Below are 11,421 nucleotides of genomic sequence, written 5' to 3'. Positions count from 1 at the left end.
CAATAATGGTTCCCCGCCAGTTAGTCGAATCTCATCAATTCCTTGCGAAACTGCAACTTCAATCACATCAATGAGTTCATCAGTTGTGAGCAGTTCGGCGCTAGGTAGCCATGAGGCAAAATCATGGGGCATGCAGTATGTACAGCGAAGTGAACAGCGATCGGTCAGTGAGACACGCAGATCGCGATGGACACGACCATATGTATCTATCAGTGAACTCATGGCTCAATTCATTCAGAGTTCAATTTAATGTGCAAATCGCAGCTCAGATTAGCGAAATCCGTAGATTCCATTAGCCTTATCTCATAGATGTAGTCGAAAAATCTGGAGGAATCATGGAGCAAGAGGCACAGTGTCCATACACCGGTAGTCACCTCAATAAAGAGGGTACATACACCAGCGATTGGTGGCCCGATAATTTAGATCTCTCGGTACTTCGCCAGAATTCTCCTGCCTCAGATCCAATGGGCGAGGATTTCGATTATGCAGCGGAGTTTTCAAAGTTAAATATTAAAGCAGTTAAAAAAGATATTGAAGCTTTGATGACTACATCCCAAGATTGGTGGCCCGCAGATTACGGACATTACGGTCCCTTCTTTATACGTATGGCCTGGCATAGCGCCGGCACTTATCGCACATACGATGGACGTGGCGGTGGTGGCGCTGGAATGCAACGCTTCGCACCTCTAAATAGTTGGCCCGATAACGTCAACTTAGATAAAGCACGCCGTCTTTTATGGCCCATTAAAGCTAAGTATGGAAAGAAATTATCGTGGGCAGATCTCATAATTCTCGCCGGAAACTGCGCAATCGAATCAATGGGTCTAAAAACATTTGGTTTCGGTGGAGGTCGCAAAGATGTCTGGGAGGCCGACCAGAGTTATTGGGGCAAAGAGCAGACCTGGCTTGGCGATGAACGCTACAGCGGCGAGCGCGATTTGGAAAACCCTTTAGCTGCAGTGCAGATGGGGTTAATCTATGTAAATCCAGAAGGCCCAAATGGCGTGCCCGATATTGTGGCATCGGCAAAAGATATTCGCGAAACCTTTGCGCGTATGGCGATGAATGATGAAGAGACCGTCGCATTAATTGCCGGTGGTCATACTTTTGGCAAGTCACATGGCGCCGCCGATCCAAGTAAGTATGTTGGTCCAGAGCCGGAGGCCGCTCCGATTAATGAGATGGGGCTTGGCTGGGTAAATACCTACGGCAAAGGAAATGGCGCAGAAACTATTTCAAGTGGTCTAGAAGGTGCGTGGACGCCTACCCCAACAAAATGGGATAACTCATACTTCACTACTTTATTTAAATATGAGTGGAAGCAGACAAAGAGTCCAGCCGGTGCAACGCAGTGGATTCCAACCGATGAATCCGCGGCCTCAACTGTGCCCGATGCGCATATCGCTGGAAAAACACATGCACCGGTTATGCTCACAACCGATCTTGCGCTACGTACGGATCCGGTCTATGAAAAGATTTCACGGCGTTTTGCCGAAGATTTTGATGCATTTGCCGATGCATTTGCCCGTGCATGGTTCAAATTAACCCATCGCGATATGGGTCCCATCGCCCGCTATCTCGGTGATTTGGTACCTGCTGAACAGTTAATTTGGCAAGATCCACTTCCAGCACCGGCGAAAAAAACGATTGGCAAGAGTGAGATTGAAACTCTTAAAAAGAAAATCCTGGCAAGTGATCTAAGTATCGCAACGCTAGTGCTTACTGCCTGGGCTTCGGCATCAACTTTTCGAGCAACTGATAAACGTGGCGGCGCTAATGGTGCTCGTATTCGCTTAGAGCCTCAACGCAGTTGGGCCGTCAACCGTCCTAAAGAGCTCAAGAAAACCCTTGCTACGCTAGAAGAAATACACATATCCTTCAATAAAAAATCAGATAAAAAAGTATCGATGGCAGATCTCATTGTTCTAGCTGGTTGCGTAGGCATTGAAGCCGCGGCAAAGAACGCAGGGTTTAAAGTAAAAGTTCCTTTTACTGCCGGTCGCACCGATGCAACGCAGGATCAGACCGATGTCGCATCATTTGCAGTACTAGAGCCACTGGCCGATGGTTTCCGCAATTACAGACATGCCTCTGATACTCAATTAGCAGAGGTCACACTTGTCGATAAAGCCGCACTTTTATCGTTAACACCTCCAGAGATGACAGTTCTAGTAGGTGGAATGCGTGTTCTCGGAGCTAACTTTGATGGCTCAAAGGTAGGTGTGCTGACAAAGAAGAAGGGATCGCTGACAAATGACTTCTTCAAAAATATTCTCGACATTAAATATCGTTGGTCACCTACAAAGGGTGATGAGAATTTATTCGAGGCTCATGAGGCCAAAGGTTCAGGCAGTGCCAAGCCGGTGTGGGTGGCATCTCGCGCCGATCTAGTCTTTGGTTCGCACTCAGAACTACGTGCTTTATCTGAAGTCTATGCAAGTGATGATGGAGGTAAAAAGTTTGTCGCCGATTTCATCACAGCATGGGTCAAAGTAATGGAGCTAGATCGTTTCGATATTTAGAGAACTTCGACATTTATCGTGTGCCAACCCTCGGCGCCATTTGGATCAACCGGAACATATGCCTCTGGCTGCACAACTCCATCACCATCGGTTGCGCGTACGGAGATAACATGAACACCATGTTTAGGATTCCAATCGATCCACCACTGTCTCCACGTTGTCTTTGCAATTTGCGGGCCAAGAGTCGCCTCTCGCCACGGTAGATTTCCAATCTTCACCTCAACTTTGGAGATACCCCGAATCATGGCCCATGCAACTCCGGCAATAGCTAACTTTCCAACTGGTAATTCAGCGCCATTACTTGGCGTATCAATTCGCGAAGCGGTCTTTATCGGTGCGCGCTCAGACCATCCGCGTGAAATCCAATAGCCATGTTTTACATCAAAGCGTGTTAATTCGATTCGGGTTAACCACTTAACCGCCGAAACATAGCCATAAATTCCTGGAACAATAATTCGTGCTGGATATCCATGAGCCAAGGGCAGAGTCTCACCATTCATTCCAATTGCAATCATTGCATCGCGTCCATCAAGGGTGGCTACCGGAAAGCCCGCGGTAAAACCATCTACCGAGTAGCCCATCACCTGATCGGCATCGGCAGAAGGTCCAGCCTCGCGAATCAAATCATCTAGCCGAACTCCCAACCATCGTGCATTACCAACTAGATCTCCGCCAATCTCATTTGAAACGCAGGCGATTGTTCCGTCGAGTTCAAAAACTGGCCGCGCGATTAACTCCTGATAACTCAGAGTAAATGGATTATCGACCATTCCAACTATCTCTAACTTCCAATCATCGGTTGAAACATTTGGAATTGCCAACGAGGTATCAATCCGATAGAAATCTTCATTAGGTGTAAAAAGCGGTGATAATCCCGGCGTAGTTAAGGCCGGATCTACTGGGGGGTTAGGTAGAAACTTCAACGGTTTAGGAAGTGCAATCTTAATTCTCTCGATTTGAACGCTAGCCTTTTGAGCAAACAATTTAGCGGCCCCCGTGGCGGCAATACCTACCGCTCCAATTACAGCGACTGCCTTCAATACATCTCGCCGAGAAATCTCTACGCCTGAATCCACACTCTCGCTTCCTTGCAGGCTCAACCATCGCAAGGCATACAGAGTGACGCCTCCAGAGATAAAGGCGGGTAGAACTGAAAAGAGGTTCGAGCGCGCATCAAGCAAGGCGGCCCAGCTTGCAGCAATCGACATAGCCGCGACAGTTGAGTATGCAACGCCTCTTTTACCGCTCATATATGCACGGCCTACAATAAGAGAGAGTCCAAAAACAGCCGCCAAAATACTCACAATAAGAAAGAGTTTGTCGTAGGTACCAAAAAGATTAATAACTATTTTTTTTACCGGCGGTGGTACGTAATCGATGATTCGATTTCCTAGAGAGATAACTGGACTCTGCCAATTGCTATATAGCGAAGCAACTAAATGGCCGATAGATACTCCGGCAACCATTGCCAGCGGACCAAAAACGCTTCCTAATCGCTTACTCTCCATTAACCAAGACCGGACTCATCTTCTCCATGAGCACTCCCCTCTGGAAAATCTAAAGTCAAGCCAACGAAAACCTCTAATTTTAAGCCTTAATGAAAACCGAACCTGCATCTTCACTTGCAACATATTTACGTAGCGCTCTTTCAGCTGGGCCACGAGTTACCGCACCAGTAACGGCGTTGAAACCTGAGCCATGGCAAGGACAGGCTAACGCTCCACCTGAGCCTCTTATTTGGCACCCTTCGTGTGTACAAATTGCGCTCACCACGATCACTAAGCCATTAACGCGAGTCACAGAAACTGGAAATGTGGGTTCGTTAGCGGGCTTAACGTCGAGTATTTTTATTTCGCCTTCAGCAATATCACTGGATTTTGCTACGAAAGTTAAGTCACCGACGCTTGCGCTTTGACTCGGTGTTGGTTTTGGTGAAGCAGGTGGATTATCAGAAGTCGTGCTTGAAGGTTTGGGAGAGCTTGATACAACTTTTGCTCCCTTTTTCCAGATCAACTTTCCCTTTGATTTAACACAGATGTAGGTGTAACCCTGAAAAACTATTTTCTGACCAAGCTTTTTTGGCTTTAATTTTGGACCAGCCGCAGCCAAGGCGTCAGTGCCGAAGAGTGATAGTAGCGAGGCAGGGATTATCGCAAGAAGATTACGTCGGACAAGTTTCATACGCTAAACCGTAACGCCAGCGCTTCTTTAATCTGATTCCCATGATCTCGGGGATGATTTGAATATACCTTTAACCATTTAGCAATTGTGTACTCTCCGGATTCGCTGTGGTTCCCGGCCCTGCTCAGATCTGAATCCTTCAATCGCTTGACGATATCCAACGAAGCCGCTCTTACGGCAAGCAGCACAGCGATAGAGTTTTCAACGGGGAATTCGGTGTAACCCAAAATCTCATTGTTAGCCCAAGCCGCTTCGTCGTAACCCTGAATCAACGAGCCTTCGGGCTCTGCAATCAATCGACGTAATCGTGCATACGACTGCGCTTCGCTATCGGCTAAATGGTGGATCACCTGACGAGGCGACCATCCACTCACTTGATGTTTATCTAAATCGGCCGGCGTTAAGGAAGCAATTATGTCGGCAACATATTTTGTAGCTGCCTCATATTCGACTGCATACTCTTTCAATTACATCTCAATTGCTTCATAGAGCTGAAGACCGGTCTGGCTGGGGCAGGACTTTGCTATCGCAATCGCAGCTTCAATGTCGACGGCCTTAATAACGGTATAGCCGCTAATTGGATTCTTCTCCGGTGGGATAACCGATGCTGAATCCGAAGTCACAAGCATGCCACCCATAAATGGATTGCCCATTTCAGTAACACTCTCTTTTATAGATTCAAACCATGTCATCCAAACATCCATGTCGCTATCGCTTGGGGTGGCGTTTGGTTCTGAGTTATATAGAAAAACAAATTTCTTCATTGTTCTCTCCGTTTCAGGATGGATGAGACCTCATCCATCTTGCGATAAATTTAATTGACCAACCCACAAATGGGAAGGGTTCCTGCCACCCCTTTTTATCTGACTATTGCAATTGAAAACCGCACACTCTGGGTGAGGCGGGAAATTCAGTTTTTCACTCAAAACGAACCCATCCTTTCACTTAAAACTAAGAAGCCATTCACCTTCGGTTCCCACAGCCTTCACTTGCTTACGTCAATCTAACGCCATGAACCTTTGGAGTTTTACTCACAACTTTCATGCACCCCAACAGCCTGTCGATGAATACTCACAGTTAGAGCTCGATCAACGCACCCGCATCAGTCGCATCCGTCGTGCGACTCAACAGCATGATGAGGAACTACTCCGTCAAGCAGTGATCTTGGATCAAAGCCGCCGCATCGCCTAAAAGCCAAAACGCCTTCAAAAAACCTAATCCTCCCCTCAGTTCACCTGGAGATGAATTTTCAGGCGTGTCAGTACTAGCCACTAAATTTAGTGATTCAGATTATGAAAAAGTTAGATTTCTTGGTGCCGAATACTTATCCCAAAGAGGTCAGAAGTGACTCTAAGCCGATCGAGTGCGCTGGCGTGATTTAGTTGAATGCGAAACACTTTTATTTGTATTTAGAGTCAGAATTTTCGCAATTTCCTGCCTCTCTTTTGTAGGGAGCGGCTCAAGTGACAAGCGCATACCCAGAGCAGCTGCAACTTCAGTAAGTGTGCTCAAAGTAGGGTTATCGGTTCCGCCGATAAAAAAGCGTCTTATGTTGGCTGGTTCAGAACCAAGTTGACGTGCGACATCGGCCTTTGTGTAACCTTTTTTATCTCGTACTTGATTTAGCGTGTTAACCAGCGAATCAAAAGTGGAGCTTCGAATCGACTCTAATAAAAATAGTCGCATCTGCTCGGGATCTTTCAGATCTTTGTCCAAATCATCCCAGAACACGTTCTTCTCAATTGTCATGACACCCCTCTATGCAGTCAGCGTATCATAAAAGATACACTCATGTAACTCGGCCCAAAAGAGTATTAAGACCCTTAACCTTTACCCATGCCGCCTAAAGACCCAACCCGTGAGGCCCATTTCCCCGCTATCGAAAAACGCTATGGCGAAAAAATGGCCTACTGGTTCAAGGTTATGGCCACACTCGAGGGCAAGAAATATCTAGAACAGATCGCCCACCTTAAAGAGAGTTACGGATTTTCCCAAGCCCATGCCAACGCCTTGGTGATGTACTCACGCGGATCTACATCATCGCGCCGCTTTGAAACACCGAATGATTACTTCAAAACCCTAAGCCCGGAGCAGCGAAAAACGATCAAAGCGATCTTCGCAGCAATTACAAGTAAGTATCCCAAGTTAGAGCTCGTAATCGCCTGGAATCAACCCATGCTTCGACTTGATAAAAAATATATTTTTGGCGTATCAACAACCAAGAATTACATTCTCTTAGCTCCCTTTAGCGCCGATGTATTAGATGCATTCAGACCAAAACTAAGCGAGTACACAGTCAATAAGAAAACAATCGCCATTCCAAATGACTGGCAGGTCGATGCCAAATTACTACTTGGGATGGCAAAGATGAGAATGGCTGAGAGTTAAGATCGAGTGCTGGCTTTTTGTATCTCAAACTCGATACTCTCTGTCTGTGCGCAAAAACTTACTCAGAATATTTACTGTCGTCACATTGATCTCCTTGATGTGGCCAGTGCAGATATCTCTGGCTAATCCAAATGAAATAAAGTTAGAGATTGAAAGTATCGATACACCCACTGTTCAAGTTCAAGGCTCTAACGGAGAGCGCGGGGCTGCACTAGCACGCCTTGCAGATGGTCGCTTACTTCTAGGTGGCGGTGCTAGCGGGCTCAATCTCTATCTCTATGACTTAAGCGATGGTACTCAGACTCTGCTTGGGCGAGCAGGTAATGCAAGTGAGCGTATCAATGACTCACGATTTGCAATTACGGATATCGCCGTCATGCGCAAATCTGCCAATACCCTTGCATTAGTTATCTCCTATCCACGGTATGACCGATCTAAAGAGTGCGTCTCAGTTGTTCTCTACTCTTATACCGCCAACATTGGAATCAAACCCTCGTTAAAACGCGGAAAGCTCTGGTTTAAAAGCAAGCCCTGCGTTCCAATTAGCGCAGTACAGCATGCATCTGGTCGAATTGAAACTATTGATAAAAAATCTCTCTATCTCACAGTTGGCGATTTAGGTTATACCGAGATCGGCAATAGAGCTAAGCGAGGAGATCTAGGTTCAGTTTTTAAGATAAGTGCGAACAAAGTCGTGAAGATTTCTTCAGGACATAGAAATGCCCAAGGAATACTTCGAATTGGCAAGGATCTCTACATTTCAGAACACGGTCCACGTGGTGGAGATGAACTTAATTTAATCGAAACCGGGGGCGATTACGGATGGCCCTTCGTGTCCTATGGCGAACCATATAGTTCAGGAGATTACGTAAAGCCAACTAATACCGGTACTCACGAAGGTTATAAGAAGCCGCTCTACAACTGGGTTCCATCGGTTGCCCCAACGGAGTTGATTCAACTTCCCGCCGATAATTCCTGGGGTCCATGGTCCTCCTACATTGTCATGGGTACTTTAAAAGAACAGGTGTTAATCTTTATCGAAATGCTGGATCGAAGGCAGGTCGGAAAGGTAGTTAAGGTCAACGTGAATGAGAGAGTTCGAGATCTCGATTTATCAAAAGGCGGCTCAATAATCGCGACAACTGATAGCGGAAAACTCCTCGTTATTAATCTAGCCCGTTAGCTAGGCAAGCACCGTACCTAGAAGTACTTGGCTTGCCTTTCTTAGCAGCTCCACTTAATGAGTGTCTTAGGACTTAAAGCTCTTGCCACCATCGTGTGAGACGAAGATTGCATCGGTAGTTACGGCAACAAAGAGCTTTGCATTCATCGAAATACTCGCTATCTCAGTAGATAACGTTGCAATCTTTTTCCAGCTCTTTCCACTATCAACTGAGCGATAGATCGCCTTTCCGGAGGATGCATAGAGAGTTGCACCTACAATTTCTATCGAACTCAACTTCAGCGAAGATTTTATAGAAGTTGTTGTTTTAAAAGCATTGGTGGTTTGCAATAATTTCCCCGACTCCAGCGCAAGCGCGCTGCCACTCTTGGTATTTAAAATGACGATATCTGAGTATTTGTTCTCTCCCAATTTTCGCCAGCTCTTGCCCAAATTTGATGAGTACATCAACTGACCGCTGCTTGAATCAGCTCCGTAAATATCCTGTTTACCGACAATTAACATATGGAAATCAACTTTGCCTTGCAACGAAACTTGCTTCCACGAGACTCCCCCATCTGTTGATGAAAGGAGTCCAATCGGATTAGGCAGCTTTGATTTGGCCCCTGGGTGGCCACTGGAATAAAGGGTTCGTCCATATGGAGCTAACCCCATCACATCAAAATCATCTTTTCCTATTTTCTTCATCAAATTCTCAGCTAGATACTCATAGAGACCTTCGTGCGTATTGAGCAGAACCCGATCCCCAAATACTTTCACATCATGAATATGTGAAACCGATCCATATGTGGCTCCAAAACTCTGTGGCACCCAAATCAAAGCCCCAATCAACGCTATTACTAAACCCGCTATTACTGATTTACGCATAAGAAAATGCTACATGAGCCTTAACAATTCGGCTCAACTTCAGTCATAAAAGCAATAAACTCTCACTGTGATTGTTCAAGCTCGAAGCGCAATTTTAGACAACCAGCTTACGAATGATCTTTGGATAGAGGTGATTCAAGGACAGATCACAGCTCTTTCTCATGGGGTCCATGACACACCTGACAGAGTAATCGAAGGGGTTCTAATTCCGGGATTTATCGATATCCACAGCCACGGTGGAGGTGGAAGTTATTTTTCAGCCAATTCGGTTGCTGAAATTGAAAAAGTAGTTGCTACACACCGCTCCTTTGGAACCACTGGCATTATGGCTTCTTTAGTGACTGATTCGATTGAGAATCTAAAAAAGCAAATACAACGACTTATTCCTTTTTTTGTTCGAGGTGAAATTATTGGAATTCATCTTGAGGGTCCATACCTATCGCATGCACGATGTGGTGCACATGAACCTTCACTCTTATTAGAACCAAAAATTGATCAACTTCAAGAGTTGATAAGTATCGGAGAAGGTGCAATTCAGATGATCACAATTGCACCTGAACTTAATGGTGCATTAGAGGCGATAAAATTCTTATCACTCCAAGGCATCAAGGTTGCAATTGGCCATACTGATGGCAATTATTCAGATGCAGCGGCGGGTACCGATAGTGGTGCAACTATCATCACCCACTTCTTAAATGCAATGAGTAAAGAGCATGGTGAGAATAGCATTGCAAACTTTGTGCTAAATGATGAACGGATTTTAGTCGAACTTATTCTTGATGACCACCACGTCCCATTTATTACTGCATCGGAGATTCTTAACACCATTGGATCCAGAGTAATACTTGTCTCTGATGCTATGGCTGCCGCTGGTTGCGCTGACGGCGAGTACGCAATCGGAAAATTGGCTGTACAAGTACAGAATGGAGTTGCTCGATTGGCTTCAAATTCGAAATTGGCTGGCAGTACAATTATGATGTCACAAAGTTTTATTAATGCAATACATGAATGCGGAATCTCACTTGTCCAGGCAGTAAGAATGGCAGCGACTAATCCGGCACAAGCACTTGGGATAACTGATCGAGGTGCAATCAGAGTTGGTATGCGAGCAGATTTGCTGGAGTACCAACCAAATGAAAAAAAGGTCTCGCTAATTAATTTGTGAGAGTAACCTTGCTCAACCCAGCAGGTGCATCTGGGTTAAAGCCAGAAGCAACTGAAAACTCTAAGGCAAATCGCTGCAAAACCATCGCATCAACAATTGTTGAGGTAATTTCATCATCACAATTTGATCCTGAAATTACAATATCGCTATCAATGACAGTTCCACCATTGCCAATCCAGAAGATTCGAGGATTTATTTCGCGGATTTTCACCGTAGCTTCGATGATTGAAGATTCTGGCATGTGCGAAGGCGCAACGATAAAGAGTTGAGTATCGGCAGTGAGTGCAGAGATTGGACCATGTAGATAGTCAGCGGTTGATAATCCCTGCACCGAGATCTTGGAGGTTTCTTGAATCTTCAAGGCGGCTTCACGAGCATTTGGATAAGCAAAGCCGCGACCGAGAATTACTATCTCTTTGTTACGAGATGTGGCCTCAATCGCTTCTCTCACTAATCCAGGGGTTTGGGCTATTCGTATCGCCTCGCTAATGATCTGCTCGACATTTACCTTTTTATCTGTCCATGCCGCAACTAATAAATATGAAATTAATAACTGTGCGCTATAGGACTTAGTTGCCGCTACTGCCAATTCTGGTCCTGCGAGTAATGAGAAATGTTGGTGGGCAATTCTTGCTAACGGTGACGCATCATCATTCGTAATCGCAATTAGATAGGCATTTGCTTGACGTGCCGCGCCCGCAAACTTAACGAGATCTGGAGACTGACCGCTTTGACTGACTGCAATAATTAAAGTATTTGAATATTTGAGTTCTGAACCGTAAACAGTCACCGAAGATGGTGATGTAAGGCCTACTGGAAGACCTATCTGTGTTTCAATTAAATACTTTAAATAGTGAGCGGCGTTATCAGAAGTTCCACGTGCAAGAATGAGTACGGTGTGAATTTTCTCTTCGATTAGTAGATTCTTGATTGAAGCGAAGGCATTCATGTTATCGAGTATCGCCTTAAACACCTTGGGGGTTTCGTCGATTTCTGAGGCCATAATGGTGCCAAATTGCTTCATGTGCTTATCTTCTCACAAATTTTCACCTACCCTCTCGCTGTGGCTGCCTAGAACAACTTGTCAGAATCTTCTTAGCCATTCCATTTAACTA

13 protein-coding genes are annotated in these 11,421 nt (G+C 45.4%); 5 read left to right on the top strand and 8 right to left on the bottom strand.

The genetic code is table 11. From position 1 onward, the window contains the following. The coding region (locus Q8K48_06835; protein MDP1852112.1) for a radical SAM protein at positions 1-222 on the bottom strand (222 nt) is incomplete at its 3' end. A 113-nt stretch (positions 223-335) separates the two neighbouring features. Between Q8K48_06835 and katG the strand changes: the two genes are divergently transcribed. After that, positions 336-2,522, top strand: coding sequence for a catalase/peroxidase HPI (gene katG / locus Q8K48_06830; GenBank protein ID MDP1852111.1), 2,187 nt, complete (start codon positions 336-338; stop codon positions 2,520-2,522). Here katG and Q8K48_06825 read toward each other — a convergent pair. The 4 genes from Q8K48_06825 to Q8K48_06810 form a co-directional block, all read right to left on the bottom strand. Next, positions 2,519-4,030 (bottom strand): molybdopterin-dependent oxidoreductase, encoded by a 1,512-nt coding sequence (locus Q8K48_06825; GenBank protein MDP1852110.1) that lies wholly within the window; start codon positions 4,028-4,030, stop codon positions 2,519-2,521. The two genes, katG and Q8K48_06825, sit on opposite strands and share 4 nt — an antisense overlap. A gap of 79 nt (positions 4,031-4,109) precedes the next feature. Then, complete coding sequence (locus tag Q8K48_06820) at positions 4,110-4,703, bottom strand: Rieske (2Fe-2S) protein (GenBank protein ID MDP1852109.1); 594 nt, start codon at positions 4,701-4,703, stop codon at positions 4,110-4,112. Then, a complete protein-coding gene (locus Q8K48_06815) occupies positions 4,700-5,170 on the bottom strand; it encodes a DinB family protein (GenBank protein ID MDP1852108.1) in 471 nt (156 codons plus the stop codon). The genes Q8K48_06820 and Q8K48_06815 overlap by 4 nt, the downstream gene beginning before the upstream one ends. Next, entirely contained in the window at positions 5,171-5,467 is a 297-nt protein-coding gene (locus Q8K48_06810; protein ID MDP1852107.1) for a hypothetical protein, read from the bottom strand. Between the two features lie 247 nt (positions 5,468-5,714). On the opposite strand from Q8K48_06810, the gene Q8K48_06805 reads away from it, so the two are divergent. Further along, positions 5,715-5,894, top strand: a complete 180-nt coding sequence (locus Q8K48_06805; GenBank protein MDP1852106.1) for a hypothetical protein — start codon at positions 5,715-5,717, stop codon at positions 5,892-5,894. A 159-nt stretch (positions 5,895-6,053) separates the two neighbouring features. Here the strand turns inward: Q8K48_06805 and Q8K48_06800 are convergent, their stop codons facing one another. Then, a complete protein-coding gene (locus Q8K48_06800; GenBank protein ID MDP1852105.1) occupies positions 6,054-6,452 on the bottom strand; it encodes a helix-turn-helix transcriptional regulator in 399 nt (132 codons plus the stop codon). An 87-nt stretch (positions 6,453-6,539) separates the two neighbouring features. Between Q8K48_06800 and Q8K48_06795 the strand changes: the two genes are divergently transcribed. Then, complete coding sequence (locus Q8K48_06795; protein ID MDP1852104.1) at positions 6,540-7,091, top strand: DUF4287 domain-containing protein; 552 nt, start codon at positions 6,540-6,542, stop codon at positions 7,089-7,091. 46 nt (positions 7,092-7,137) lie between these two features. Then, positions 7,138-8,274: a PQQ-dependent sugar dehydrogenase gene (locus Q8K48_06790; GenBank protein ID MDP1852103.1), complete on the top strand. Its 1,137-nt coding sequence runs from the start codon at positions 7,138-7,140 to the stop codon at positions 8,272-8,274. Between the two features lie 66 nt (positions 8,275-8,340). Here the strand turns inward: Q8K48_06790 and Q8K48_06785 are convergent, their stop codons facing one another. Then, positions 8,341-9,141: a hypothetical protein gene (locus tag Q8K48_06785; protein MDP1852102.1), complete on the bottom strand. Its 801-nt coding sequence runs from the start codon at positions 9,139-9,141 to the stop codon at positions 8,341-8,343. Between the two features lie 67 nt (positions 9,142-9,208). On the opposite strand from Q8K48_06785, the gene nagA reads away from it, so the two are divergent. After that, positions 9,209-10,306: an N-acetylglucosamine-6-phosphate deacetylase gene (gene nagA, locus Q8K48_06780; GenBank protein ID MDP1852101.1), complete on the top strand. Its 1,098-nt coding sequence runs from the start codon at positions 9,209-9,211 to the stop codon at positions 10,304-10,306. On the opposite strand, the gene Q8K48_06775 is transcribed toward nagA, so the two are convergent. Continuing rightward, a complete protein-coding gene (locus tag Q8K48_06775) occupies positions 10,296-11,330 on the bottom strand; it encodes an SIS domain-containing protein (GenBank protein MDP1852100.1) in 1,035 nt (344 codons plus the stop codon). The two genes, nagA and Q8K48_06775, sit on opposite strands and share 11 nt — an antisense overlap. Positions 11,331-11,421 lie beyond the last annotated feature (91 nt).

It is taken from the genome of Candidatus Planktophila sp. (assembly GCA_030681675.1).
Classification (GTDB): Bacteria; Actinomycetota; Actinomycetes; order Nanopelagicales; family Nanopelagicaceae; genus Planktophila.
The sequence above is the reverse complement of the archived record's forward strand: the minus strand, read 5'-3'. Positions and strand labels throughout refer to the sequence as shown.